The 26294-nt window shown below is 66.6% G+C and carries 24 protein-coding genes; 13 read left to right on the top strand and 11 right to left on the bottom strand.

Annotated elements, in window-relative coordinates:
• Window positions 1-48: 48 nt before the first annotated feature.
• The 5 genes from AB4Z37_RS05200 to AB4Z37_RS05180 all read right to left on the bottom strand — a co-directional run bounded on the left by AB4Z37_RS05200 (window position 49) and on the right by AB4Z37_RS05180 (window position 5215).
• Complete coding sequence (locus AB4Z37_RS05200; protein WP_441515613.1) at window positions 49-741, bottom strand: aspartate/glutamate racemase family protein; 693 nt, start codon at window positions 739-741, stop codon at window positions 49-51.
• Window positions 742-909: 168 nt separating this feature from the next.
• A complete protein-coding gene (locus tag AB4Z37_RS05195) occupies window positions 910-2403 on the bottom strand; it encodes a L,D-transpeptidase family protein (RefSeq protein WP_441515612.1) in 1494 nt (497 codons plus the stop codon).
• 278 nt (window positions 2404-2681) lie between these two features.
• On the bottom strand, window positions 2682-3644 hold the full coding sequence (locus AB4Z37_RS05190) for an acetyl-CoA carboxylase carboxyltransferase subunit alpha (protein WP_441515611.1): 963 nt from the start codon (window positions 3642-3644) through the stop codon (window positions 2682-2684).
• A 203-nt stretch (window positions 3645-3847) separates the two neighbouring features.
• Window positions 3848-4834, bottom strand: a complete 987-nt coding sequence (xerD, locus tag AB4Z37_RS05185; protein ID WP_441515610.1) for a site-specific tyrosine recombinase XerD — start codon at window positions 4832-4834, stop codon at window positions 3848-3850.
• 234 nt (window positions 4835-5068) lie between these two features.
• A complete protein-coding gene (locus tag AB4Z37_RS05180; protein ID WP_441515609.1) occupies window positions 5069-5215 on the bottom strand; it encodes a histidine kinase in 147 nt (48 codons plus the stop codon).
• A 264-nt stretch (window positions 5216-5479) separates the two neighbouring features.
• Here AB4Z37_RS05180 and AB4Z37_RS05175 point away from each other — a divergent pair, with 264 nt between their 5' ends.
• The 3 genes from AB4Z37_RS05175 to AB4Z37_RS05165 are packed head-to-tail and all read left to right on the top strand — an operon-like array spanning window position 5480 to window position 8563.
• A complete protein-coding gene (locus AB4Z37_RS05175) occupies window positions 5480-6103 on the top strand; it encodes a shikimate kinase (RefSeq protein WP_441515608.1) in 624 nt (207 codons plus the stop codon).
• A complete protein-coding gene (gene aroB, locus AB4Z37_RS05170; protein ID WP_441515607.1) occupies window positions 6100-7239 on the top strand; it encodes a 3-dehydroquinate synthase in 1140 nt (379 codons plus the stop codon). The genes AB4Z37_RS05175 and aroB overlap by 4 nt, the downstream gene beginning before the upstream one ends.
• A gap of 13 nt (window positions 7240-7252) precedes the next feature.
• Window positions 7253-8563 (top strand): HlyC/CorC family transporter, encoded by a 1311-nt coding sequence (locus tag AB4Z37_RS05165; RefSeq protein ID WP_441515606.1) that lies wholly within the window; start codon window positions 7253-7255, stop codon window positions 8561-8563.
• 68 nt (window positions 8564-8631) lie between these two features.
• On the opposite strand, the gene AB4Z37_RS05160 is transcribed toward AB4Z37_RS05165, so the two are convergent.
• On the bottom strand, window positions 8632-8904 hold the full coding sequence (locus tag AB4Z37_RS05160; RefSeq protein WP_441515605.1) for a BolA family protein: 273 nt from the start codon (window positions 8902-8904) through the stop codon (window positions 8632-8634).
• 266 nt (window positions 8905-9170) lie between these two features.
• On the opposite strand from AB4Z37_RS05160, the gene AB4Z37_RS05155 reads away from it, so the two are divergent.
• Window positions 9171-9800 (top strand): J domain-containing protein, encoded by a 630-nt coding sequence (locus AB4Z37_RS05155; protein ID WP_441515604.1) that lies wholly within the window; start codon window positions 9171-9173, stop codon window positions 9798-9800.
• An 86-nt stretch (window positions 9801-9886) separates the two neighbouring features.
• Here the strand turns inward: AB4Z37_RS05155 and AB4Z37_RS05150 are convergent, their stop codons facing one another.
• The gene (locus tag AB4Z37_RS05150) at window positions 9887-10978 is read right to left on the bottom strand and encodes a citrate synthase/methylcitrate synthase (RefSeq protein WP_441515603.1); all 1092 of its coding nucleotides are present in this window, start codon (window positions 10976-10978) and stop codon (window positions 9887-9889) included.
• 79 nt (window positions 10979-11057) lie between these two features.
• Between AB4Z37_RS05150 and AB4Z37_RS05145 the strand changes: the two genes are divergently transcribed.
• Window positions 11058-12278 carry a citrate/2-methylcitrate synthase gene (locus AB4Z37_RS05145; protein WP_441515602.1) on the top strand — a complete coding sequence of 407 codons (1221 nt, stop codon included), beginning with the start codon at window positions 11058-11060 and terminating at the stop codon, window positions 12276-12278.
• Window positions 12279-12282: 4 nt separating this feature from the next.
• On the opposite strand, the gene AB4Z37_RS05140 is transcribed toward AB4Z37_RS05145, so the two are convergent.
• The 3 genes from AB4Z37_RS05140 to AB4Z37_RS05130 are packed head-to-tail and all read right to left on the bottom strand — an operon-like array spanning window position 12283 to window position 14674.
• Window positions 12283-12957 (bottom strand): DUF2161 domain-containing phosphodiesterase, encoded by a 675-nt coding sequence (locus AB4Z37_RS05140; protein ID WP_441515778.1) that lies wholly within the window; start codon window positions 12955-12957, stop codon window positions 12283-12285.
• A 29-nt stretch (window positions 12958-12986) separates the two neighbouring features.
• Window positions 12987-14003 (bottom strand): ribonuclease T2 family protein, encoded by a 1017-nt coding sequence (locus AB4Z37_RS05135; protein ID WP_441515601.1) that lies wholly within the window; start codon window positions 14001-14003, stop codon window positions 12987-12989.
• A 26-nt stretch (window positions 14004-14029) separates the two neighbouring features.
• A complete protein-coding gene (locus AB4Z37_RS05130) occupies window positions 14030-14674 on the bottom strand; it encodes a DedA family protein (RefSeq protein WP_441515600.1) in 645 nt (214 codons plus the stop codon).
• A gap of 276 nt (window positions 14675-14950) precedes the next feature.
• Between AB4Z37_RS05130 and cobS the strand changes: the two genes are divergently transcribed.
• From cobS to AB4Z37_RS05115, 3 genes are read left to right on the top strand one after another with little or no spacing between them, the layout of a single operon-like run.
• A complete protein-coding gene (gene cobS / locus AB4Z37_RS05125; RefSeq protein WP_441515599.1) occupies window positions 14951-15946 on the top strand; it encodes a cobaltochelatase subunit CobS in 996 nt (331 codons plus the stop codon).
• An 8-nt stretch (window positions 15947-15954) separates the two neighbouring features.
• Window positions 15955-17847 carry a cobaltochelatase subunit CobT gene (gene cobT, locus AB4Z37_RS05120; protein ID WP_441515598.1) on the top strand — a complete coding sequence of 631 codons (1893 nt, stop codon included), beginning with the start codon at window positions 15955-15957 and terminating at the stop codon, window positions 17845-17847.
• A 5-nt stretch (window positions 17848-17852) separates the two neighbouring features.
• The gene (locus AB4Z37_RS05115; protein WP_441515597.1) at window positions 17853-18902 is read left to right on the top strand and encodes an esterase-like activity of phytase family protein; all 1050 of its coding nucleotides are present in this window, start codon (window positions 17853-17855) and stop codon (window positions 18900-18902) included.
• An 87-nt stretch (window positions 18903-18989) separates the two neighbouring features.
• Here AB4Z37_RS05115 and rpmB read toward each other — a convergent pair whose 3' ends face one another.
• A complete protein-coding gene (gene rpmB / locus AB4Z37_RS05110) occupies window positions 18990-19283 on the bottom strand; it encodes a 50S ribosomal protein L28 (protein WP_441515596.1) in 294 nt (97 codons plus the stop codon).
• A 455-nt stretch (window positions 19284-19738) separates the two neighbouring features.
• On the opposite strand from rpmB, the gene AB4Z37_RS05105 reads away from it, so the two are divergent.
• The 5 genes from AB4Z37_RS05105 to AB4Z37_RS05085 all read left to right on the top strand — a co-directional run bounded on the left by AB4Z37_RS05105 (window position 19739) and on the right by AB4Z37_RS05085 (window position 26203).
• Window positions 19739-20515 carry a DUF3108 domain-containing protein gene (locus AB4Z37_RS05105; protein WP_441515595.1) on the top strand — a complete coding sequence of 259 codons (777 nt, stop codon included), beginning with the start codon at window positions 19739-19741 and terminating at the stop codon, window positions 20513-20515.
• Between the two features lie 318 nt (window positions 20516-20833).
• Window positions 20834-24175, top strand: a complete 3342-nt coding sequence (locus AB4Z37_RS05100; protein WP_441515594.1) for a helicase-related protein — start codon at window positions 20834-20836, stop codon at window positions 24173-24175.
• Window positions 24176-24195: 20 nt separating this feature from the next.
• Complete coding sequence (locus tag AB4Z37_RS05095) at window positions 24196-24468, top strand: RNA-binding S4 domain-containing protein (RefSeq protein ID WP_441515593.1); 273 nt, start codon at window positions 24196-24198, stop codon at window positions 24466-24468.
• Between the two features lie 138 nt (window positions 24469-24606).
• Window positions 24607-24945 carry a ferredoxin FdxA gene (gene fdxA / locus AB4Z37_RS05090; protein ID WP_441515592.1) on the top strand — a complete coding sequence of 113 codons (339 nt, stop codon included), beginning with the start codon at window positions 24607-24609 and terminating at the stop codon, window positions 24943-24945.
• Window positions 24946-25429: 484 nt separating this feature from the next.
• Window positions 25430-26203: a CarD family transcriptional regulator gene (locus AB4Z37_RS05085; RefSeq protein WP_441515591.1), complete on the top strand. Its 774-nt coding sequence runs from the start codon at window positions 25430-25432 to the stop codon at window positions 26201-26203.
• Window positions 26204-26294 lie beyond the last annotated feature (91 nt).

Raw genomic sequence — 26294 nt, 5'->3', positions numbered from 1 at the left:
TCGTTCTGGGAAGGCCGTAGGTAGGCGGCGGCGCTCAACCGGCGCGCGCTAGCTGCGGAGCGCCAGGTTCAGCGCTTCGTCACAATGGATCAGGGTGGTGTCGAAAACCGGCACCGGCACATTGGCCTGATTGAGCAGCATGCCGACCTCGGTGCAGCCGAGGATCAGACAGTCCGCGCCCCGGTCCACGAGGCGCTGCGCGATTCCGACATAGGTCGCCTCGCTGTCCTTGGTGACGATGTCACGGCAGAGCTCGTCATAGATGATGCGATGGGTGACCGCGCGGTCGGGCGTGTCCGGAATGATCGGGGTAAGGTTCGCTGCCATCAGCCGATCGGTATAGAACGACTGCTCCATTGTGAAGGCGGTCGCCATCAGTCCCGGTGAGCGTAATCCCTTCTCGCGGATGCGCATGGCGGTCGCGTCGGCGATGTGCAGCATCGGAATAGAGACGCCTCGCATCATCTGTTCCGCCAGCTTGTGCATGGTGTTGGTGGCGAGGATGATGAAATCGGCGCCTCCGCGTTCCAGCGCTCTGGCCTCGCGGTTGAGGAGTTCTCCGGCCTGCCGCCAGTTGCCGGCGATCTGCAAGGCTTCGATCCCCGCAAAATCAAGCGATCGAATGAGCAGTTCGGGTGAATGAAGGCCGCCGAGGCGTGCTCTCGTCCGGGCGCACAGTTCCCGATAGTAGATCTGGGTCGATGCGGCCGACATGCCGCCGAGAATGCCGATGGTCTTCATGTGTCACGGCCCGCTGTTGAGCCCGATGCACGAGTCCGCCGGGAAAGCTGCGCGCCTGCCGTCAGTGCAGGGGATGTCGAGGGGAGAGCCGCTGCCGGCGTGCGAGCGGTCTGGCGAAAGGGATCGAGGCGATCGGAAGAGCTGACGTCCGAACCAGGACTGGCCGCCTCAGCGGAAGTTGGTCCAGCGGTTCTCGAACGAGTTGGTCGGCACGATCGGCTGGGCGCCCGACAACGGCTGGTCGGCGGGGGCGTTCGATGCGGTGGTCGTTGGCTTCGGCTGGGCCTGGGCGCTGGCGACGGGTTTGGGCGCGACGGGTTTGGCGTCGGCGGTGCGCACATCGTGGACGGGGGCCGCGGGTTTGGCTGCGAGAACGCTTGCGGGCGGGCGCGCGGCCGGCGGCTTGGTTGCGACAGCCGGCTTTGCAGGCTGTGCTGCCGGTGCAGGGGTTGTCGCCGTGGTGTCATTGCCGATGCCGACCTTGCGTGCCAGCGAATGGAAGAAGTTGCCGGACACGGCGCCATCATTGCCGGCGGCTGATGCCGCCTGCGGCTGCGGCGACGCGGCGGCCTCCGGTGCCGGCGGAGCACCGAGGAAGGGGGCGGTCGGCTCCGGCTCGGGCGCGCGCGGCGGATTGACCGTCGGCGGAATGGTGCCGGGCGCAGCGGAGTAGGACGCCACCGAGTAGTTGCTGTTGGTGTCGGACAGGCCGGTCTGGCCGTTCGGCAGCTTGGCGGCGAACACCGCGTTCATGCCGCCGTCGATGCCGGTGTTCATCCGCGCCACCGGCGTGCCGCGAGACGTCAGTTCGGCGGCCTTGACCTCGTCCTCGCGCTGCTTGTCGCGGACCGCTTCGGCGAGCTCTTCCGGAATCTGGTAGGCCGGGCAGGCGCCGGTCGGATTGAAATTCGGAGCGCGGCTCGCGCCCGCGGGTGCCTGGGCGTCGAACACGTAGCGGCGATCGCAGACGTCGACCTTTGGCTCCTGGCGGCTGACCTCGAAGTGATCGTTGCCTTCCTTCAGCATCTTCCAGAACGGCATGTTCGGGTTGTTGCGATGCTTCGCGAGGTTCTGCGCCGTCATTTTGAACGGATAGGCCTGGACCTGGAAGGCGCGCTGGCCACCGAAGAAGGATTCGCGGCCGAGCGAATAGATTTCCGAGATCTGCTCGTCGGTCATGGCGTAGCAGCCGCGCGACGAGCAGTCGCCATGCACCATCAGCTGCGAGCCGGTACGTCCCAGTGCCTTATCGAAAGCGTTGGGGTAACCCATGTTGAACGACAGATAATAGGCCGACTGCGGATTCATCTGCGCCGGCGTGATGGTGTAGAAGCCTTCCGGCGCCTGGCGGTCGCCTTCCCGGATCTTCGGGCCGAGATCGCCGGACCAGCGGCAGATCGGATAGGTCTTCAACAGCGCGTAGCGGCCCGAACGGTCCTGCTTCCACACCTCGAGCTCGGCTTCTTGCTTGAACAGGCGGACCAGCATCGGCGATGCCTTGTCCATGTTCTTCTGGTCCATCTCGGTGACCAGCTTTTCAGGAAGCGGCTTGTTGGCCTTCGCGTTCGTCGACAGGCTGTCGCCATCACACCCGGCAAGCGCGATCGCAGCCACGACGGCAGCCGATGCGAGAAGCGCGCGAACGGGCGTGCGAGATTTCAAAACCAAGCTCCGCGAACGGTGGGAGAGTCCCCAGACCCCAGTCAAAGTCGGTGCCCCTGCGCCGATCCCTAAATTTTTATCCTTAAGGGGGATCAGCCGCAACCCGTTTCACGGCGGCCAGCCAGCTGCGGGGCTGGTTGGTGAATCAATGATGAACGCCCGGATGCGGCATGCGCTGGAGCAGGAAAAGCGCGGTTCCAAAGCCCAGAAAAAGCCACAATGCCGGAACCCGCATCCGTTTCGCGCGGGATCCCCGAGGTTCGGGCGTACTTGGATTCTCAGCCCAGTTTGCGGCCGATGTTGAGGAACTTCTGCCGCCGCTGGTCGCGCAGCGTCTTGCCGTCGAGATGGCGCAGGTCGTCGAGGGCGAGCGCAATCGCGGCGCTAGTTGTGGCGATCATCGCGTCGGGATCGCGGTGTGCGCCGCCGGCGGGCTCCCGCAGGATGCTGTCGATCACGCCGAACCGCAGCAGGTCCTGCGCGGTGATCTTCATGCTGGTGGCGGCTTCCTGTGCCTTGGTGGAATCGCGCCACAGGATCGAGGACGCCGCTTCCGGCGAGATCACGCTGTAGATGGCGTGCTCGAGCATCAGCACCTGATTGGCGGTGGCGATCGCGATGGCGCCGCCAGAGCCGCCCTCACCGATGACGACGGCGACGTTGGGCACGGTGAGCTGGAGGCAGGCGTCGGTCGAGCGGGCAATCGCCTCGGCCTGGCCGCGCTCCTCGGCGCCGATGCCGGGATAGGCCCCCGCGGTATCGACCAGCGAGATCACCGGAAGCGAAAAGCGATCCGCCATCTCCATCAGCCGCACCGCCTTGCGGTAGCCTTCCGGGCGGGCCATGCCGAAATTGTGCTTGAGGCGGCTCTCGGTGGTCGCGCCCTTCTCCTGGCCGATGACGCAGACGCTCTCGCCCTTGAAGCGGCCGAAGCCGCCGACCAGCGCCTCGTCCTCGCCGAACTTGCGATCGCCGGCAAGCGGCGTGAATTCGGTGATCAGCGCGTTGATGTAGTCCATGCAGTGCGGCCGCTGCGGATGACGCGCGACCTGGGTCTTCTGCCACGGGCTGAGGCCGGCATAGAGCTCGTCCAGCGCCTGCCGGGACTTGTCCTCGAGGCGGGAAATCTCGTCGCTGATGTCGCTGCCGCCAGCGGCGAGCGAACGGAGCTCATCGATCTTGGAATCGAGTTCGGCGACGGGCTTTTCGAAATCGAGATAACTGCGCATCACATCCGGCATGAAAGAACCATTGAGCTACCGCATTTTCAGGTGAAAGGGAATTCGGATCACGTCAAGAAGTCGCGTATCTTCAAGAGATTAACGCTATTTCGAGGCGACCGGATGGCCGTTTCGCTGAATGCGCCGCGAGCGGGCGCCGGCAGCGGCGGGCGAAACTGGACTCCCGCACCGCGCAAGTCAATACACGCCGATCCGGCCGCCAGCTAGCTGCCGGTGTCAGCCGGCTTGTCGGCGAGGGGGTGCAGGTCGCGCACCAGGCTCTTGAGGCGCTCCTCGACCACGTGGGTATAGATCTGCGTGGTCGAGATGTCGCTGTGGCCGAGCAGCGTCTGGACGATGCGCAGGTCCGCGCCGTTGTGCAGGAGGTGGCTTGCGAATGCATGCCTCAGCACATGGGGACTGACGAGACGAGGCGAAAGACCCGCGGCGGCGGCGAGCTCCTTGAGCTCACGGGCGAAGTGCTGGCGCGTCAGGTGGCCGCTGTCACCCGATGACGGGAACAGCCATTTCGACGGCGGCGCGCCTCCGCCTGTCCTGGCCGCGGCCGGCGCTGCCGCGCCCGCCGCGGCGAGATAGTCCGCCATGGCGCGGCGTGCGGCGTCGTTGAGCGGCACCAGCCGCTCCTTGTCGCCCTTGCCGCGCACCACGATCATGCGCGCGTCGCGTCGCGCTGCCGAGACCGGCAGCGATACCAGCTCCGAGACCCGCAGGCCGGTGGCGTACAGCACTTCCAGCAGGCAGGCGAGCCGCAGCGCGCGCAGGCGCTGGCCCGCCGACTGGTCTGGTGTTTCGGCCTGTGTCTTGGCGTGAGCGAGCAGGCGGTCGACGTCAGCTATGGTCAGCACCTTCGGCAGGCCGCGGCCGCGCTTGGGGCCGGACAGGATCGCCGCGGGATCGTCATCGCGGATGCGCTCGGCAAGCAGGAAGCGGAACAGGTGGCGCATCGCCGACAGCCGCCGTGCCACGCTGGACGACTTGAAACCGCGGGTGTCGAGATCGGCAAGATAACCACGCAGCATCTCGGTGTCGGCGCGGGCGAAGTCCGACTTGCTGCGCTTGAGGAACGCCGAGAAGTCCTCGAGGTCGCTGCGATAGGCCGACAGCGTGTTGTCGCCGGCGCCCTGCTCGGCGGCGAGCATGTCCAGGAAGAGCTGGGTGAGGCGGACATCGGAGGTGGTGTGAGATCGCATGTACGGGCTTGGGTGCGGCCGGCATTGCCTATCTCCTCTTGGTGAGGAGCGCGGCAAAGGCCGCGCGTCTTCAACCATGAGGCCGATGGGCTGCAACGCATGGCCTCATCCTGCGAGACGCCCGCTACGCGGGCTCCTCAGGATGAGGGGGAAGGCGGCGTGAGTTTCGACCCTCAAACCCGGACATTAGGACCAGAAAGTTGCCAGTGTCCTATCGCGGTGCGGGTTACCGATTCAGCGCTTGAGGAACTTGTCGGGCGGCACCGTAACGGTCATTTCCCGCGGGGCCGGCTTGACGAAGTTCGCCAGGGCGAAGATGCCGCCATAGATCAACCCGCCGATCACGCCGACGACGGCCAGAAATCGTAGCAGGCTGGGCATGAACGTGCGTCCCCGGTTCGTCTCGCTGCGGTTGCTTATACGGGCCTTGTACAGGCCTTGGAACCAGGGTGACCCGACAATATCATGATTCCAGTGCGGTTTTGCAGCCCGACGCGGCGCAACCTGGGCTCGGTGGCGATGTTCCGCCCCAGGGACGGGATGAATCGGCCCCGCCGCGGGCGATGCCTCTGGCAACCGGGTTGATCCGGGTAGTATAGGAACCTGATCGCAGTCGCCGGTCCGCCGGCGCACAAGGTTTGGTTGATGATCGAGGCGGCGTCACAGCAGAGCGTTTCGTCCGGCCGGGAGGCCGCCATCGTGGCGGCGCTCGGTGCTCGCTCGATCGTGCTGGTCGGGATGATGGGAGTGGGCAAGTCGACGGTCGGCCGCCGCCTCGCCGCTCGCCTGCAGCTGCCGTTCACCGACGCCGACCACGAGATCGAGGTCGCCCATGCCGGGATGACCATTCCGGAGATTTTCGCCGACCATGGCGAGCCCTATTTCCGCGACGGCGAGGCGCGGGTGATCGCCCGCCTGCTGGAGGGCGCGCCTGGCGTGCTCGCCACCGGCGGGGGCGCCTTCATGCGCGAGGACACCCGCGCGCGCATCCGTGCCCGTGCGGTGTCGGTATGGCTGCGGGCCGATGCCGACGTGATCCTGCGCCGGGTCAAGCGCCGGGCCGATCGCCCGCTGCTGCAGACTGAAGACCCCGGTGCGACCATCCGCCGGCTGATCGATGCGCGCTATCCGGTCTACGCGCAGGCCGACCTCACCGTGCTGTCGCGCGACGAGCCGCATGACAAGATCGCCGGTGAGTGCGTCGACGTCCTCTATCACCATTTGTGCCACGACGGAGCAGAGACTCCGCAACTGAGTGAGATCCGATGACCGCGCCGCTGAACCGCTCCGCCCCGATCACTGTCGCGGTCGAGCTCGGCGAACGGGCCTACGACATCATCATCGGTCGCGACGTGCTGGCTTCGCTCGGACAGCGCATTGCCGCGCTGCGCCCCGGTGTGCGCACCGCGATCGTTACCGACCGCACCGTCGCGCAGCACTGGCTTGCGCCCACCGAAGCGGCGCTTGCCCAGGCCGGTGTCGCCACGACGCGCATCGTGGTCGGCGAGGGTGAGGCGTCGAAGAGCTATGGCGTGCTGCAGGATGTCTGCGAAGGGCTGATCGGCGCGAGGATCGAGCGCAATGATCTTGTGATCGCGCTCGGCGGTGGCGTCGTCGGCGACCTCGCCGGCTTTGCCGCCTCGCTGGTGCGTCGCGGCGTCGATTTCGTGCAGGTGCCGACCTCGCTGCTGGCCCAGGTTGATTCCTCCGTCGGCGGCAAGACCGGCATCAATTCGCCGCAGGGCAAGAACCTGATCGGCGCCTTCCACCAGCCGGTGCTGGTCGTGGCCGACACTGCGGTGCTCGACACGTTGTCGCAGCGCCAGTTCCGCGCCGGCTATGCCGAGGTCGCCAAATACGGTCTGCTCGGTGATGCCGGCTTCTTCGCCTGGCTCGAGGCCAACCATGCCGAGATCTTTTCCGGCGGCGCCGCGCGCGAGCATGCCATCGCGACGAGTTGCCGCGCCAAGGCGGCGATCGTGGCGCGCGACGAGCGCGAAACCGGCGAGCGCGCGCTGCTCAATCTCGGCCATACCTTCGGCCATGCGCTGGAAGCGGCGACCGGCTTCTCCGACCGCCTGTTCCATGGCGAGGGCGTCTCGGTCGGCATGGTGCTGGCGGCGGAACTGTCCGCCGAACTCGGCCTGATCGCGCCGGCGGATGCCGCGCGCATCCAGCGGCATCTTGCTGCGGTCGGGCTGCCGACCCATCTGCAGGACATCGCCGGCTTCCGCCAGGAGGGCCTTGCCGACGCCGATGCCCTGATGGCGCTGATGGCCCAGGACAAGAAGGTCAAGCGCGGCCGGCTGACGTTCATCCTGCTGGAGGCGATCGGCCAGGCCGTGATCCGTTCCGATATCGAGCCCGCGGTGGTGCGCGAATTCCTCGCGCGCAAGCTCGTCTGACCAAAAGAAAGACATGTACTGGCTCTCATTCGCGGTTGTGATCGGTTGCCTCGTCATCTCTGCCTTCTTCTCGGCGAGTGAGACGGCGCTCACGGGGTCGTCCCGTGCCAGCATGATGCGGCTGCAGAAGCAGGGCAGCCGCGAGGCGGGCATCGTCGGCTCGCTGCTCAATGCGCGCGAGCACATGATCGGGGCGCTGCTGCTCGGCAACAACATTGCCAATATCGGCGCCTCCGCGCTCGCCACCGGCATCTTCACCGCCTGGTTCGGTGAGGTCGGCGTGCTCTATGCCACCGGCGCCATGACCGTGCTGGTGGTGATCTTTGCCGAGGTGCTGCCCAAGACGGTCGCCATCAACGCGCCGGAGCGCGTGGCGCTGCTGGTGGCGCGGCCGATGAAATTTCTGGTGATGCTGCTCGGCCCGGTGCTGACCGTGATCGAGGCGGTGGTGCGGGGCATGATGCGGCTGTTCGGCATCCCGGTCGGCGTCAACCAGCCGCTGCTGTCGCCGACCGAGCGGCTGCGTGGCGCGGTCGATCTCATCCATCATGAGGGCGGCGTCGAGAAGCAGGACCGCGACATGCTCGGCGGCCTGCTCGACCTGCGCGAGCTGCAGGTGTCCGACGTGATGGTCCATCGTACCGAGATGGTGCTGATCAATGCCGACCTGCCGTCGGAAGACCTCGTGCGCGAGGTGCTGGCGACCGAATACACCCGCATCCCGCTGTGGCGGGACAAGCCGGAGAACATTGTCGGCGTGCTGCATGCCAAGGACCTGCTGCGCGCGATCCGCGCCGCCGACGGCGATCTCTCCAAGGTGGACGTCAATGCCATCGCCGCGTCGCCGTGGTTCGTGCCGGAGATGCGGCCGCTGTCCGAGCAGCTCAAGGCGTTCCGCCGCCGCAAGACCCACTTCGCCCTTGTCGTCGACGAGTATGGCGAGGTCGAGGGGCTGGTGACGCTGGAAGACATCCTCGAGGAGATCGTCGGCGACATTTCCGACGAGCACGACGTGGTGGTGGCCGGTGTGCGCGCCCAGCCCGATGGCTCGGTGCTGGTCGACGGTTCGGTGCCGATCCGCGACCTCAACCGCGCCATGGACTGGAATCTGCCGGATGAGGAGGCGACCACGATCGCCGGTCTCGTCATCCACGAGGCGCGTTCGATCCCCGAGCGCGGCCAGAGCTTCACCTTCCACGGCTTTCGCTTCCGCGTGCTGCGGCGCGAGCGCAACCGCATCACGGCACTGCGGATCGTGCCACTGCTGGGTGAGGCGGAGGTTCCCACGGCGCCACGGCGGCGCCGCGCCGGCTCGTCGTTTTAGTGGAGCGGATCTGACATTCGCGTCCCACCCGGCTGTGCGGCGGGTTCCATGAACCGGAAAAATCGACGCTAATTTGCTTCGGTCGGCGTCTGCGCCTTGATCGCGAGCGCATGCACCTGCCCGGCGAGCTCGCCGGCGAGCAGCGTGTTGATCATGCGATGGCGATCGATCCGCCCCTTGCCAGCGAAAGCGTCCGATACGATATAAATCCTGAAATGCGTCTCGCCGCCGGGCCGATGGCCGGCATGGCCTTCATGCAGATGGGATTCATCGCTGACGTCGAGGTGGGCCGGCGCGAAAGCTTCGGTCAACTTCTTCGTGATGTTATCTTTCATCGTCATGATCGACTTAAGTCCGGGCGTGGCAGGTTGACGTGACAGGTTGTGATCGGCGGGCGGGGGTCGTGGACGCAATGACGTCGTGGCGTCGCCATGACCTTGTCCATGTTGTCGGCTTCAACGTTGCCGACCACATCATTACAAGCCATGTCGCTGCCAGCTTTTGGCGACGCGATGTCGCCGTTGCAGTCAGCGCAGGACTTTAGCTAAGCACATTAACATGCGTGTCAAGACTTGAAGCTTTTGACGCCGCGGGGCCATAGTCGACCATGGATTCGGATTCAAAATTCTTCGATAGCATTCGTATCAAGCCGCGCACGCAGCAGAAACAGCCGCGGGTTCGCGAGCAGGTGGCGATGTGCGGATGGCCGGGCTGCGACAAGGCGGGCCCGCATCGCGCGCCGAAGGGGCGCGGGCATGAGCGCGAGTACTGGACGTTCTGCATCGACCACGTGCGCGAGTACAACGCGTCCTACAATTACTTCTCGGGGATGAGCGACGACGCGGTCGCGCGCTATCAGAAGGATGCGCTGACCGGCCATCGGCCGACCTGGAAGATGGGCGCCAATGGCGGGGTGAAGGGCAAGGCGAGCCCGGAGGAGTTCGACGGCGCGGCCGACCCCTTCAGCATGTTCAGCGAGTTGAACGGTCGCGGCTCCTGGCGGCCGGGTCCCGGCGGCGCGGCCAAGCAGGAGACCCGCAAGGTTTTCAATGCCGAACGCAAGGCGCTGCAGGTGATGGGGCTGTCCGCCTCGGCCACCACGGAAGAGATCAAGACCAAGTACAAGATGCTGGTGAAGCAGCATCATCCGGATGCGAACGGTGGCGACCGTTCCACCGAGGATCGCCTGATCGAGATCATCAAGGCGTATAACTATCTCAAGACACTGCAGCGCTGAGCGCTGCGACATATTGGGCATCGAGATCAAAGAGGCCGCGCTGTGCGCGGCCTCTTTTGTTGGCGGGCAAGGCAAGGTGGCTGTGATCACGCCGGCAGCGGTCCGATATAGGCCGAGCTCGGGCGGATCAGCCGGCCGCCGCGCTGCTGTTCGCGCGCATGGGCGGTCCAGCCGGCGGCGCGTGCCGCGGCGAAGATCGGCGTGAATGCCTGGCGTGGAATTGCCAGCGCATCCAGCAGGATCGCGGTGAAGAACTCGACATTGGTGTCGAGCGGCCGGTTCGGCTTCTCGCGCCGCAGCGCCTCGCGCGCATAGGCTTCGACCTCGCCGGCGAACGGCAGGTCGGTGCCGTTGGTCGCCAGCCGTTCGATCGCACCCTTCAGCACGTCCGCGCGCGGATCGCGCACGCGGTAGATGCGGTGGCCGAAGCCCATCAGGCGCTCGCCGCGCGCCAGCGCGTCGTCGATCCACGGCTTGATGCGCGCGCGGTCGCCGATGGCGTCCAGCATCTCCAATACCGGCTCCGGCGCGCCGCCATGCAGCGGGCCCGTCAAGGCGCAGTAGCCGGCGGTAACGGATGCGAACAGGTCGGCATGTGTCGAGGCGACGACGCGGGTGGCGAAGGTGGAGGCGTTCATGCCGTGATCGCACACGGTGACGAGATAGGCATCGAGCGCGGCGGCCTCGCGGCTGTCGGGCTTGCGGCGATGGATCATCGCCAGCGTGTCGGCGGCGTGGCCGAGGGTTGCGTCGGGTGCCACGGGCTCGGCGCCCCGCGCGCGCTGGATCAGCGCGCCGGCAATCACCGGCAAGGCGCCGACGATGGTGGCCTCGTGGCTGAGGCCGTTCTCGGCGCGCAGCGCGGCAATCGCTGCACGGAAGCCGTCGACGATCGACAGCCCCCGGCTCGCGGCCAGCAGCTCCGGCAGGCGGACGAAGGCGCGCTCGCGGGCGGCGCCGAGCGCGGCGCGCACCGCAGCCTCGCCGATCGGCTGACCGGTGCCGCTCGACCACAGCCGCGCGGTCACGCCTTCGAAGCTGGACTTGCGGGCGAGGTCGCCGACCCGCTCGCCGGCGATGATCAGCTCGCCGCGCTCGCCATCGACATGGCTGAGCACGGTCTCGGCGGCGGGAATGCCGTCCAGGCCGATCGGGGTTTTGCTGATCTGCATATTCATGAGGGCCTCCTGAGCCAGTTCACGCGCTTCAAGGTCGGCTTGCTCGACAGATTGATCAATCTTGATTATATCAATCAATATGAAAAAAGCTGACTCACTCTATTTGTCGGCCCGGGAAGCCGCCGCCGAGCTCGCGATCTCCCCGGCGACGCTCTACGCCTATGTCAGCCGCGGGCTGATCCGTTCGGAGCCGACGGCGGACTCCCGCAGCCGCCGCTATCGGGCGGAAGACGTGCGGGCGCTCAAGGAGCGGCGGATCCCGTCGCCGGAGCCGCGCGGGTTGAAGAGTTTCGATGCCGACCTGCCGGTGCTGGATTCGGCGGTGGCGACCATCACCGAGGACGGCCCGATCTATCGCGGGGTCAACTGCATCAGCCTCGCGGAGGCCGATACCCTCGAACATGCGGCCACGCTGCTGTGGGACGCGGCGAGTGTCGATCCCTTCGTGCCCGGCAACATGCCGCATGTCTCCGAGGCGATGCGCGTGATCGCGGCTGCAGCCGGCGATGCCGCGCCGATCGATCGCGCCATCGCGGTGCTGGCGCTCGCCGCCAGCGCCGATCCCCAGGCGTTCACCCGCGCCCCGGACGGCCGCGCCATGGCCGGCGGCCGCATTCTGCGCCTCGTGGTGGCGACCATGCTCGGCGCCGCGCCGTCGGCGGAGCCGCTGCACCGGCAGATCGCGCGGGCCTGGGCGCCGGATCAGGCCGCCGCGCCGGATCTGATCCGCCGGGCGCTGGTGCTGCTCGCCGATCATGAGCTCAACGCCTCGACCTTCACGGTGCGCTGCGCGGCGTCCACCGGCCTCAACCTGTATGACGCGACGATCGCCGGCCTGGTGGCGCTGAAAGGGCCCAAGCATGGCGGTGCGGGCGCGCTGGCGGCGCAGTTCGTGCGCTCGCTGGTCGACGGCGAGGTGGCGCCGGTGGTGCGGGAGCGGGTGGCGCTCGGCGAGCGCTTCGCCGGCTTCGGCCACGGGGTCTACAAGCAGGGCGATCCGCGGGCGCGGGCCCTGCTGCGCGCGCTCGCCAAGGCCGGCGCGTCGACGCGCTTCACGCAGGACATTCCGGCTCAGGTGCTGGAGGCGACCGGTGAGTTCGCCAATATCGACTATGCGCTGGCGGTGCTGACCCACACCCTGCGGCTGCCGCTCGGCAGCGAGCTCGCGCTGTTCGCCATGGCGCGGACCGTTGGCTGGATCGCCCATGCCTGCGAGCAGTTGCGCTATGGCCGTCTGATCCGGCCGCGCGCCCGCTATATCGGACCGGCGCAGGGGCGCAGCATCCCGGCGCCTCGCTAGGACTTCATGCGGGGGGCGATGTGCCGGCGCCTTGCTGCGGCCAGCGTTCGAGCGCCGCGCGGCCCTGGTCCGTCAGCGTGTAGACGCCGCGCTCGACGCGGTCGAACCAGCCATAGACATTGTGCTGCAGGATCTTCGGCGCCTCGGGCACCGCGGCGGCGAGATCGCGCCGTCGCTGTGGTCCCGCCTGCAGGGCCGCGGCGCAGAGCAGGGCTTGCTGACGATAGGCGGTCATCTGCGGCACACGGGTGCTGCCGCCGAGCGCCGGATCGCCGCGGCGCTTGCGGTATTCTGCGAGCAGGCGCGAGCGGCGCTTCGGTTCGCGCCGTGGCTGCGGCGCCTCAGGGCTGACGATGACCTCGACCATATCGGTGTCGGAGACGCCGAGCAGGCCGAAGCCGAGCCGGCGACAGAGGTTGCGGAAGCGCGCGTCGCTCTCGCGGCCAGCGCCGCGCGCGGAAACGCGCGCCGCCAGCCACACCTCGTCACAGGCACCGGCGCGATCGACGCCCTGCAACACGAGCTCGAGATTGAAGCGCTGCTTCAGTTCGCAGATCACCAGAACCGGCGGTTCGCCATCGCGAACCGCCAGCACGTCGCAGCCGCCGATCTCGCCCTTGGCGGCGTAGCCGAGGGATTCGAGAAAGGCTTTGACTGGCAGGTAGAGCGCGGTTTCCAGGGGGCACCCCTCGCGTTTCGTCTGCGGCGTTATTGCAGGCCGACCGGATCGATGATCCCCGACGTGCATCCCTGATCGGTCGGCGATGCCTGCGCGATCAGGTCGGCGAGCCGCGCGCCGTCGGTGACGTCGCCGCGCAGGCCGATGGTCAGCTCGACGATGATGCGGCGGTTGCCGTCGCGCTTGCAGGCGACGCGCACGCGATCGCCGGCACCGGCACCAAAACCCTGATCGAATGCGGCGCGGATATCGCTGGTCTGGATCTGCCGGCCGATATTGTCGGCGAACAGCTTCTGGACCGGCGAGGTGTTGATCTCGCCGATCAGCGCGATCTCGCGGCGGAAATAGGCATCGGCGGACTTTTCGAAGAAGCAGGTGCCATGCTCGGTCCATTCGTGGCGGTCGAGATAAGAGGCGACGCCCGGCATCGCCTTTTCGAGCGCGGTGCGGGTGGCCGGCTGCAGCTCCGGCGCTGGCAGTTGCTCCCAGCGATGCGACTTGTCGGCGTCGATATCCCGGGCGGCGACGCCGCAATAGGCATTGCCGCGCGGCTGCGGCCACAGGCCATGCAGAGTGAAGTGGGTGGCGTCATAGCGGTTGTCGGTCTGTGTGCGGCATTCGACCTTGTCCGGCATGCCCTCGCAGAACGCGGCCTGCCAACTGATGGCAAAAACATAGGATGCCTTGCCGTCGCTCGGCGGAGCCTCGGTTCGGCGCGGCGTGGCCGGAGCCGGCGGCACGGCAGCGCTGTCGTTCACCGCACCGCAGTCGACGGCGACCCAGCGCTGTTGTGGGTCAGCCGTCTCGACCACGACGCGGTAGTGGGTGGCGTCCGACCTGTTGCGGGCGAGCAGGCGATAGCCGTGGCCGACCTCGAGCGCGACATTGCCGGGATTGGTCTGCTTGCGAATGGATTGCACGGCCGGGCAGGTCTTGCTGGCCGTGAAGGTGCCGCGCATCGGCTCGTCGGCATGGGCGCGTGTCTGGAATGTCAGGGACGCCGCGAGCAGCAGCACGGTCGACGGCAGGAATGGGAGCAGGCGCATTCTCAAATACCCTCGCGAATGGATGGTCATGTGATGCCGATTCGGTCGTTCAGGCGATCGGCGCGGTGCAGGTATTGTCGGATCCCCCAGGCGACGACGCCGGCGGCGGTCGCCAGCAGCACGAGCGCGGCGACGTGATGATGCAGTGCCGTGCCCCACTGCTTCAGCGCCGATCCAGCCAGGAGGCCGGGCACCACATGCAGCGGTGCCCACAGCGCCACGGCTGCGATGTTGACGGGAAAGAAGCGCCGCGGCGGCATACCGAGTGCGCCGGCGGTCACCGGCACGAAGGCCCGGACCGGCGGGACGAACCGCGCCAGGAACACCGCAAGGAGGCCGCGACGGGCAAAGAATTCCTCGCTGCGGAGAATGACGGTCGGATAGTTCGCCAGTGGCCAGGTCTGGAGGATCCGGCGCTTGGAGCGGTGGCCGAGCCAGAAAGCGGCGCCGTCACCGATCACCGCGCCCGCGAAAGCGCAGCCCAGCATCGGAGGAAGTTGCAGCCCGCCGGTCGCGATGACGGCGCTGAGCCCGAGAATCACCGTGGAGCCGGGGATGAACGACCCGGCCACCGGCACGGCCTCGAGCAAGGCCGCGAGAAACACGGTGACGTAAGCCCAGGCCGGATGCGCGGAGACCAGGGCGACCAGGCTGTACAACGGAGATGTCAAAGGTCGCGCTCTCGCAGGTTGTGGGGCATCCCCCGGGCCGGACGGGGTGGATCGAACGGGAAACGCATCGTCGGGAAGGAAATCGTCATTCCAATTCGCAGGGCAGCCTTTCCAAACCAGCTCACCCAGCTTATCTAAATGATATCGCAACGAAACTTTGATTGATAGGTGGGCTTCTGCCCGCCGCGTCTGTCTGCTAGGTTTCGTCCCGCAGCCCAAACCGTAGCAAGCTCGAATACGCCTGGCTTCGGGAGCGCCCGAAATCACGGAGGATTGATGACCGCCGCCACGACGACCGCGACCGAACCGGCCAACTTGCCCGACATGAAGGTGTCGGTCCGCCAGGTGTTCGGCATCGACAGCGACCTCGAAGTTCCTGCCTATTCTGAAGTCGATCCGCATGTGCCGGACGTCGATCCGGACTACCGTTTCGACCGGGCGACGACGCTCGCCATCCTCGCAGGCTTCGCCAAGAACCGCCGCGTCATGGTCACCGGCTTCCATGGCACCGGCAAGTCGACCCATATCGAACAGGTGGCGGCGCGGTTGAACTGGCCGTGCGTGCGCGTCAACCTCGACAGCCACATCAGCCGCATCGACCTCGTCGGCAAGGACGCCATCGTGGTGCGCGACGGCAAGCAGGTCACCGAATTCCGTGACGGCATCCTGCCGTGGGCGCTGCAGAACAACGTCGCGCTGGTGTTCGACGAATACGACGCCGGTCGTCCCGACGTGATGTTCGTGATCCAGCGCGTGCTCGAGGTGTCCGGCCGCCTGACACTGCTCGACCAGAACAAGGTGATCAAGCCGCACCCCGCGTTCCGCCTGTTCTCGACCGCCAACACCATCGGTCTCGGCGACACCTCCGGCCTCTATCACGGCACCCAGCAGATCAACCAGGGCCAGATGGACCGCTGGTCGATCGTCACCACGCTGAATTACCTGCCGCATGACGAGGAAGTGGAGATCGTGCTGGCGAAGGCGCGTCACTACCGCACGGCAGAAGGCCGGGAGATCGTCAACAAGATGGTCCGTCTTGCCGACCTCACCCGTAACGCGTTCGCCAATGGCGACCTGTCGACGGTCATGAGCCCGCGCACGGTGATTACCTGGGCGGAGAACGCCGACATCTTCGGCGATATCGGTTTCGCCTTCCGCGTCACCTTCCTCAACAAGTGCGACGAGCTGGAGCGTCCGCTGGTGGCCGAGTTCTACCAGCGCTGCTTCAATGCCGAGCTGCCTGAATCCGCGGTGAATGTCGCACTGAGCTGAGCGGGGCGATGACCTCCAACATCAAGTTCCGGAACAGCTCCAAGGAAGCGCCGACCGAGCCGTTCAAGCGCGCGGTCAGCTCCTGCCTGCGCGCCATTGCCAGGCAGCCGGAGCTCGATGTCACCTTTGCGGCCGAGCGGCCGGGCCTGTCGCCCGGCAAGGCGCGGCTGCCGGAGCCGGCACGCAAGATGAGCCGGCGCGATGCCGCCGTTGTCCGCGGTCACGCCGATTCCGTCGCGCTGCGGATCGCCTGCCACGATCCCAAGGTCCATCGCAAGCTGCTGCCGGCGAACCCGCAGGCCCGCTCGGTGTTCGAGGCGGTCGAGCAGGCGCGGGTCGAGGCGATCGGCGCGCGCCGCATGGCCGGCGTCGCCAAGAACCTCACGGCGATGCTCGACGACCACTTCCATCGCGGCAAGTTCGACGAGATCACCGACCGTGCCGACGCGCCGCTTGCCGACGCGCTGGCGATGCTGGTGCGCGAGCGGCTGACCGGCCAGGCGCCGCCGGCGGCGGCGCGCAAGGTGGTCGACCTGTGGCGGCCGATTCTCGAAGACAAGATCGGCGCCCGCCTCGACCGTCTCGACAAGCTGACCGAGAACCAGGAGCGCTTCGGCGACGCGGTGCACGACCTGCTCGAGGCGCTCGAACTCGGTGAGGACCGGAACGCCGACCAGGACGACGACGACCAGCAGGACGATGAGCGCGAGGGCGAGAAGGATCAGTCCGGCGCCGACGGCTCGCCGGACACCGACGCCGCCCAGGAGATGAGCGCGGAGCAGGCGCAGGCGACCAGCGAGGAGCTGTCCGAAAGCGCGATGGAGAGCGCCCAGGCGTCGGCGAGCGACATGTTCGACGACGGCGACATGGGCGACGACGACACGCCCGGCGAGACGTCGCGGCCGCCGCACCGCGGCGGCAACGAGCCGCGCGGGCCGGAGTACCATGCCTTCGCGCCGAAGTTCGACGAGGTGGTGGCCGCCGAGGACCTGTGCGAGCATGACGAGCTCGAGCGGCTGCGCAGCTATCTCGACAAGCAGCTGGCGCATCTGCAGGGTATCGTGGCACGGCTCGCCAACCGCCTGCAGCGCAAGCTGATGGCGCAGCAGAACCGTGCCTGGGAATTCGACCTCGAGGAAGGCATCCTTGATCCCGCGCGGCTATCGCGCGTGGTCACCGATCCATTCCACCCGCTGTCGTTCATGCACGAGAAGCAGGCGACGTTCCGCGACACGGTCGTGACGCTGCTGCTCGACAATTCCGGTTCGATGCGCGGCCGTCCGATCACGGTGGCGGCGACCTGCGCCGACATTTTGGCGCGGACGCTCGAGCGCTGCGGCGTCAAGGTCGAGATTCTCGGCTTCACGACGCGGGCCTGGAAGGGCGGCCAGTCGCGTGAAGCCTGGCTCGCTGCCGGCAAGCCGGCCAATCCGGGCCGTCTCAACGACCTCAGGCACATCGTCTACAAGTCCGCGGATGCACCCTGGCGCCGCGCGCGCAAGAATCTCGGCCTGATGATGCGCGAGGGGCTCCTCAAGGAGAACATCGACGGCGAGGCGCTGGACTGGGCGCACAAGCGCCTGCTCGGGCGCCCCGAGCAGCGCAAGATCCTGATGATGATCTCCGACGGCGCGCCGGTCGACGACTCCACCCTGTCGGTCAATCCCGGCAATTATCTGGAGCGCCACCTGCGCCATATCATCGAGGAGATCGAGACCCGCTCGCCCGTCGAGTTGATCGCCATCGGTATCGGCCACGATGTCACGCGCTACTACCGCCGCGCGGTGACCATCGTCGATGCCGAAGAGCTGGGCGGCGCGATCACCGAGAAGCTTGCCGAGCTGTTCAGCGAAACAGAGGTGCCGGCGGCGCCGCGCAGCCGACGGCGTCTGCACTCCTGAGCCCGATGTCCGTGCGATCCGGCCGTGGGAGACTGCTGCCATGGGTTGCTGCGGCGGCGCTCGCGCTGGTCGCGGCGTCGCTGACGCCGTCGCCAGGAGGCGCCCAGACGGCCGTGTCGTCGGGCCCGGTCGCGATCGAGGTCAACAGCCGTCCGATCAGCTATTTTTCTCATCGCGAGCCGTCACGGGTGCGGTTCGGATCGCTCGAGTTCGTCAGTGGCCTGGTGCTGACATCATCCTTCCGCGGCTTCGGCGGACTGTCGGCATTGCGGCTCGATCCGCGCGGCGAAAGCTTCACCGCCATCAGCGACAAGGGTGACTGGTTCACCGGCCGTTTCGTCTATCGTGGCAAGCAGCTCGCAGGGCTCGCCAATGTGGTGGCGGCGCCGATCCTCGGACCGGACGGTGTGCCGATCGCCCGTCGCGGCTGGTACGATACCGAGTCGCTCGCGTTCGATGGCGCGGCGGCCTACATCGGGATCGAGCGCGTCAACCACATCCTGAAGTTCGAGACGTTCGGTCGGGACGGGGTGCGGGCACGCGGCGAGCCGATCAGCGCGCCGCCGCTGCTGCGCAGGCTGCCGCACAACAAGGGCGTGGAAGCGCTCCTCGCCGTGCCGCACACCATGCCGCTCGGTGGCACGCTGCTGGCGATCTCCGAGCGCGGACTGGATTCGGCCGGCAATATTCTCGCATTCCTGATCGGAGGGCCGTCGCCCGGACAGTTCAGCGTCCGCCGCACCGAGGACTATGACGTCAGCGACGTGGCGCTGCTGCCGTCGGGAACGTTGCTGCTGCTCGAGCGCAAGTTCTCCTTCATCTCGGGGGTCGGCATCCGTATCCGCCGGATTCCGCTGAGTGCGGTGGCCCCCGGACAGGTGGTGGACGGCCCGACCATCTTCGAGGCCGATCTCGGCAACGAGGTCGACAACATGGAGGGGATCGACGTGCATCAGAGTGCGGACGGCGACACCATCCTGACCATGGTCTCCGATGACAATTTCTCGCTGCTCCAGCGCACGCTGCTGCTGCAGTTCAAGCTGGTCGATCCGTAATCAGGGTGGCGGCGAGGCGCGCAGCCGCACAACAAAAAAGCCGGACCAAAGGCCCGGCTTTTCGTTCATCACGATCCAGTCCGGCGATCAGCTCGCTGCGGCCAGGGTCTTCTTTTCGATCTGGCGCTTCAGTTCGAGCGCACGCGGCGAGAGGTCGGTGGCCTTCGCCTTCAGCAGATAGGCATCGAGCCCGCCGCGGTGATCGACGCTTTTCAGCGCGTTGGTCGACACGCGCAACCGCACCGAGCGGCCGAGGACGTCGGAAATCATGGTGACGTTGCACAGGTTCGGCAGGAACCGGCGCTTGGTCTTGATGTTGGAGTGGCTCACCTTGTGACCCACCTGGGGGCCTTTAGCGGTCAGTTCGCAGCGCCGGGACATTGGCGAAATCCTCTGTCGTCCCCGAAAGCTGCCCTAAGGCGCACGGGGGTTTAAAATCGCGTCCATTTCAGGAACCGCGGACGTATAGGGGGCACAGCGGCCATCGTCAAGCCAAAGCGACCGGCTCCTCGCGAAGAAACCAATGGAACCGGTAATTTAGCCCGTTTAAGCCGATTAGGGCCGGGTTTTGGCGCCGAGGGCCCCAACATACTAACGACGCAATCGCCGCCGCACTATTCCCTCGATGACTGCAGGGCCCGCCGACGCCCCGAATTTCACCTTGTTGGAAAATGCCTTAGCGGCGGCCGCTGTGTTTGCCGCAAAGTTCGCTTATATGCCTCAAGGGTGTGGAACAGGACTCGCCGTTGGTGGTGGTTGATCGGTTTTTCCAGATAGGTGGCCATTGGTCGTGGGCTCGGCTCGGGCTGGGCGCCGGATGCCTCGCGGCTGTGGTGATGGCGCCGGTCGCGGCGTCCGCCCAGGGGCGGCTCGAAGCCCGCTATGAGGCGAGCCTCGCAGGCATCCAGGTCGGCAAGGGCTCCTGGGTCATCGATATCTCCGATGATCAATTCTCGGCCTCGGCAAGTGGCGGCTCGACGGGCCTTTTGAAAGCGGTTGCCGGCGGCTCCGGCACCAGCGCCGCACAGGGGCGGATGGTCAACGGGCAGTTTGCACCGGTGAACTACACCGCGACGCTCACCACCGACAAGAAGTCGGAGACGATCCGCATTCAGCTCACCGGCGGGAGCGTCAAGGAAAGCTCGATCGAGCCGGAGCCCGAGCCGACGCCGGAGCGCATTCCGGTGACGGAGGCGCAACGCCATGGTGTCGTCGATCCGATGACCGGATCCCTGGTGCGTGTGCCGGGGACGGCCGATCCGGTCGGCCCGGAGGCCTGCAAGTCGAATGCGGCGATTTTCGACGGGCGCATGCGTTATGACCTGCGTCTCGACTACAAGCGCCTCGAGACGGTATCGGCCAAGGGATATCAGGGGCCGGTCGTGGTCTGCGCCATCGCGTTCCGGCCGATCGCGGGCTATGTGCCCGACCGTCCGGCGATCAAGTACCTGATCGCCCAGCGCAACATGGAAGTGTGGCTGGCGCCGATCGCCGGCACCCGCGTGCTCGTTCCCTACAAGGTGCTGGTGCCGACGCCGGTCGGGATGGCGGCCCTGGAGGCCACCCAGTTCGTGTCCACCGCCACCGTGCGGACGACAGCGAAAACGCAGTAGCTCAAGGCTCTCAGCGCTCGTTGGAAAAATCGCCGAAGGGAGCCCGCATCGTGCAAGGAATCCTGTTGACTCCTGTCGGGAAGGCGCTGCACCCCGTTGTTAACGTTTGGGTGCGCGTATCACGTGATTTTGCACGGCGGAATCTCGATGTAGTGCCGGAAATCTGCGACGAGCAACGACATCTTGGGGCGCCTTGTCCGCACATCGCGCGAGTCAGCGATTCGGACGTGGTTCGTTCCGGACTCGTTCCAGAGCTTAAGTCCGCACGCATTTCGCGTCGCAATGTGAAACAGATCTAGCCGGGGATTGCTGAAGCTCATGTCCTTGTCTCCCTTGTCGCAGGCGAGCGGCCGCGCGCCCGGCGCCGGCGTCACCGCCGTGCTCGGCCCCACCAACACCGGCAAGACCCATCTCGCCATCGAGCGCATGCTGGCGCATTCCTCGGGCATCATCGGTTTGCCGCTGCGCCTGCTGGCGCGCGAGGTCTACAACAAGATCGTCGCGCGGGTCGGCCCGGCAGAGGTCGCGCTGATTACCGGTGAGGAAAAGATCAAGCCGCCGCGGCCGCGGTATTGGGTTTCGACCGTCGAGGCGATGCCGCGCGATCTCGACGTCTCGTTCCTCGCGGTCGACGAAATCCAGATCGCCGCGGATCTCGAGCGCGGCCACGTCTTTACCGACCGCATTCTCAACCGGCGCGGCCGCGACGAGACGCTGCTGCTGGGCGCGGCGACGATGCGCCCGATGATCGAGAAGCTGCTGCCGGGTGCCAGCATGGTGACACGGCCGCGGCTGTCGAGTCTGCTGTTCGCCGGCGATCGCAAGATCACGCGGCAGCCGCGGCGCACCGCCATCGTGGCGTTCTCTGCCGACGAGGTCTATGCCATCGCCGAGCTGATCCGCCGCCAGCATGGCGGCGCCGCAGTGGTGCTGGGATCGCTGTCGCCGCGCACGCGCAACGCCCAGGTCGATTTGTTCCAATCGGGTGATGTCGACTATCTGGTGGCGACCGACGCCATCGGCATGGGGCTCAATCTCGACGTCGATCACGTCGCGTTCGCGTCCGACCGCAAATATGACGGCTACCAGTTCCGCCGCCTGACGCCGTCGGAGTTCGCCCAGATCGCCGGCCGGGCCGGCCGCGCCACCCGTGACGGCACTTTCGGCACCACCGGGCGCTGCGCGCCATTCGAGCCCGAGCTGGTGGATGCGCTGCAGAACCATGCCTTCGACAGCGTCAAGCTGCTGCAGTGGCGCAATTCCAGGCTCGATTTCTCCTCACTCGGCGCGCTGCAGGTGTCGCTGGCGCAGTCTCCGAACCATGAGGCCCTGACCCGTGCCCCGGTGGCCGAGGACCTGCGGGTGCTCGACCACGTCTCCCGTGACGCCGAGGTCCGGGACATGGCGCACGGCGCCGAGGCGATCGAGCGGCTCTGGGAGGCCTGTCAGGTCCCGGACTACCGCAAGGTCGCGCCCGCAGCGCATGCCGAGCTTGTCACAACCCTGTTCGGGTTCTTGATGCAAAAAGGTCGCATTCCGGACAACTGGTTCGCGGCGCAGATCGCCCAGACCGACCGGACCGACGGGGACATCGATACGTTATCCGGGCGGATCGCCCAGATTCGGACCTGGACCTTCGTGGCCAACCGCCCTGACTGGCTGGTCGACCCTGAGCATTGGCAGGGTATTTCCCGGTCCGTGGAAGATAAATTGTCAGATGCGCTGCATGAACGGCTAACTGAGCGTTTCGTTGATCGCCGGACCAGTGTATTGATGCGCCGCTTGCGAGAAAACACGATGCTGAATACGGAAATTGGAAAGACCGGCGAAGTCGTTGTCGAGGGCCATGTGATCGGCCGGCTCGACGGGTTCATGTTTGCGCCGGATGCCGCGGAAGCGGGGTCGGAGGCCAAGGCGCTGCAGGCTGCGGCGCTCAAGGCGCTGGCCGGGGAAATCGATGCACGCGCCGACAAGCTGTCGAAGGCGCCGGACGACCAGTTCGTGCTGGCCTCCGACGGCACCTTGCGCTGGACCGGCGACGCGGTGGCCAAGCTGGTTGCGGCCGACGACGTGCTGCATCCACGGGTGCGCATCATCGCCGACGAGCGCCTCACCGGCGCGCCGCGCGATGCGGTGCAGGCCCGGCTCGACCTGTGGCTCAAGACCCACATCGAGAAGCTGCTCGGGCCGCTGTTCGAGCTGACCAAGGCCGAGGACGTCACCGGCATCGCCCGTGGCATCGCCTTCCAGCTCGTCGAGGCGCTCGGCGTCCTGGAGCGGCAGAAGGTCGCTGCCGAGATCAAGGATCTCGATCAGCCGTCGCGCGCCACGCTGCGCAAGTACGGCGTGCGGTTCGGCGCCTACCATATTTATGTCCCTTCGCTGCTGAAGCCGGCGGCCCGCGGCATCGCGTCGCTGCTGTGGGCGCACAAGCAGGACAATGTCGATGTCTCGGCGCTGTCGAGTGCCCAGCACCTGGCCTCCAGCGGCCGGACCTCGTTCCCGGTCGACAAGGCGCTGAACCGCGATGCCTACCGCGTGCTCGGCTATCGCCAGTGCGGCGAGCGTGCGGTTCGTGTCGATATTCTGGAGCGCCTCGCCGATCTCATCCGCCCGGCGCTGGCCTGGCGCGACAATTCGCCGGGCCCCAAGCCGCCGGGTGCGTTCGACGGCCGCGGCTTCACGGTGACTCAGGCGATGACGTCGCTGACGGGGTCGGCCGGCGAGGACTTTGCCTCGGTGCTGCGCGCGCTGGGCTATCGGATGGAGAAGCGTCCGCCGTTGCCGCCCGCGCCTGCCGCGGAGCCGGTGGTGGCCGCCGCCAGCGAGACGCCCGCCGCTGAGGCTGCGTCCGATCAGGCAACCTCGGACCAGGTGTCTCCCGATCAGCTGCCTCCCGATCAAGTGTCTTCGGATCAGGTTGCCGTCGACGCGGTCGATGTCGCGCTGGCGACTGATGCCGCCGAGGTTCCGGACGCCGTTGTGGATGCGCCGGCCGAGCTGGCGGCGCCTGTCGCCGAAGCGACACTCGCTGCCGATCCGGAAGCCGTGCCCGTTGCTGTGGAAGAGGCTCCAGCTGCAGAGGCGGCGGTCGACGCTCCGGTGGCCGGCGACGAAGCCGGCGCTGCGGTCGCGGAAGCGTCCAGCGAGGTGGTCGCGGCTGAGGCGACGGAGGCTCACGTTTCCGCTGAGGCCGCGACCGAAGCGGCGGCTCCAGCCGAACCGGAACTGGTCGAGGTCTGGCGTCCGGGCGGACGCTCGGAAGACCGGCGGCCGCGCCATGATCGCCATCCTCGTCGGGGCCAGTCCCATGCCGGGGCGGATGCCGCAGCCGGCGAGGGCCGCGGCCGGCGTGATCGTCGCGACGATCGCAGGCCACGTCAGGACCAGGCTGCCGCGGAAGCGGGCGACGGCGCAGCAGCGCGCGAGTCGCAGGGGCACAACCGCAACAAGCAGCGCGGACGCCTCCCTGATGGCTTCAAGGGCAAGTTCCGGGGCAGCAATGCCGGCGGCCGCAACGAAGGACGTCCGCCGCATGGCCAGCGTCATGGCCAGAGTGCACCGCCCCGCGAGCGCGACCGGCCGATCGATCCGAACTCGCCGTTCGCCAAGCTCGCGGCGCTGAAGGAACAGCTCACCGCCAACCGCAAGGACGGCTAGGCAAGGGATCTACCGCCCGCGTGGACCGTCAGCGCATCGACAAATGGCTGTGGCACGCGCGGGTGGTGCGCACCCGATCCGACGCGGCGGCGCTGGTCTCCAGCGGCCACGTCCGTCTTAACGGCGAGCGTGAGACTTCGCCGGGCCATGCGGTGAAGCCGGGTGACGTGCTGACCATCGCGCTCGATCGTTCGGTGCGGCTGCTGAAAGTGGCCGGCTTTGCCGAGCGCAGGGGGGATGCACCGTCGGCGCGGACACTCTATGAAGATTTGCAGGGATCGTCGCCGGTCTGAAGCCGCGCGCCGGCCCCGCCTCCTCAGTCCTGAGGACTTGGGTGATGGCCGGGTTACTGCTATGCAGCGCTTGGCTTGCAGCAGCGGTCGTCCTGCGCTACGCCATCGCGTGATATCAGACCGGTTCCGGAGCCTTGGATGACTTACGTCGTCACAGACAACTGCATCAAATGTAAGTACACGGATTGTGTCGAGGTTTGCCCCGTCGATTGCTTCTACGAGGGCGAGAACATGCTGGTGATCCATCCGGACGAATGCATCGATTGCGGTGTCTGCGAACCGGAATGCCCGGCGGACGCGATCAAGCCGGATACCGAGCCCAGTCTCGAGAAGTGGCTTGAGCTCAACGCCAACTATGCCAAGAGCTGGCCGAACATTACCCAGAAGAAGGATCAGCCGGCGGACGCCAAGGAATTCGATGGAGTCGAGGGCAAATTCGAGAAGTATTTTTCCTCGAACCCCGGCAGTGGCGACTAAAGTTGCGGTGGCGGCGCCATGTTGGCGCCGTTTTTCCGGGTATTTTCCGGAAAACCGAATCGACTTTTAACCCTAATTAATGAACGGGGCTTCAGTGGCCGCGTTCGCTGCACTGCCGAACCCGCATAAATCATTGATTTTTGCGGGAAATGTGTTATTCTGGTCACATTCAATAAGCCGGACCCCGTGTTGCCTGCTTATGGCCCGCTGGGTTCCCCATAATCATTGAACAGGGGCGTGGCGGTTCCACGCGCAGGTTGTGGCCAGCAAAACGCGTAACCAGAGTACGTCTAAATCGGCGTCATCCAAATCGGCTTCGTCGAAAACGGCAAAGAAGACGACTGCCGCCGCCCGTAGTGCGTCAAAAAGCCCTGCCAAAGGTTCCGCCAAGAAGGATGCCCGCGCAGCGGCCTCGAAATCGACCGCTCACAAGGCGACAGTGAAACCTGCGCCTGTCAAATCCTCCAAGAACACAAGAAGTGAAATGCCAAAAACCTCTGCCAAGACTGCCAAGGCCCCCGTTGCGAAGGCAGCTGCTCCCAAGGCCGCTGCCCCCGTCGCCAAGCCGGCCGCTCCGAAGCCGGTTGCGGCGCCTGCTGCAGCCAAGCCTGCCGTGAAGCCCGTGGCCGCGCAGCCGCGCGTGGAGGAGCCGAAGAAGCCGTTGACCCAGCGTCAGGGCTTCAAGACCAATGAATTCGTGGTCTATCCGGCGCATGGCGTTGGGCAGATCCTGTCGATCGAGGAGCAGGAGATCGCGGGCGCCAAGCTCGAGCTGTTCGTGATCAACTTCATCAAGGACAAGATGACGCTCCGTGTGCCGACCGCCAAGGTCGCCCAGGTCGGCATGCGCAAGCTGTCGGAACCGGCGCTGGTTAAGAAGGCGCTGGAGACGCTGAAGGGCCGCGCCCGCATCAAGCGCACCATGTGGTCGCGCCGGGCCCAGGAGTACGAAGCGAAGATCAATTCGGGCGATATCGTCGCCATCGCCGAAGTGGTCCGCGACCTTTATCGCTCCGAGTCGCAGCCCGAGCAGTCCTACAGCGAACGGCAGCTCTATGAGGCGGCGCTGGATCGTCTGTCGCGCGAGATCGCCGTGGTCCAGCACATCACCGAGACCGAGGCGGTAAAGGAGATCGAGGCGTCGCTCGCCAAGAGCCCGCGCCGCGGTGTGGCCAAGGCCGAAGCGGAAGGCGATGGCGAGGCCGATGCGGACGATGCCGACGGCGAGGATTCGGTCGCCGAGGACGAGGCGGCCTGATCGCAGCGGCCTACTGCCCAAGAACAAAAAGCCCGGCGCATGCGCCGGGCTTTTTTGTTGCGTAGCGAGCGTGTTTTCGAGCGAAGCATGC

It is taken from the genome of Bradyrhizobium sp. 2TAF24, assembly GCF_052115025.1.
In the GTDB taxonomy this organism is placed as follows: domain Bacteria; phylum Pseudomonadota; class Alphaproteobacteria; order Rhizobiales; family Xanthobacteraceae; genus Bradyrhizobium_A.
The sequence above is the reverse complement of the archived record's forward strand: the minus strand, read 5'-3'. Positions and strand labels throughout refer to the sequence as shown.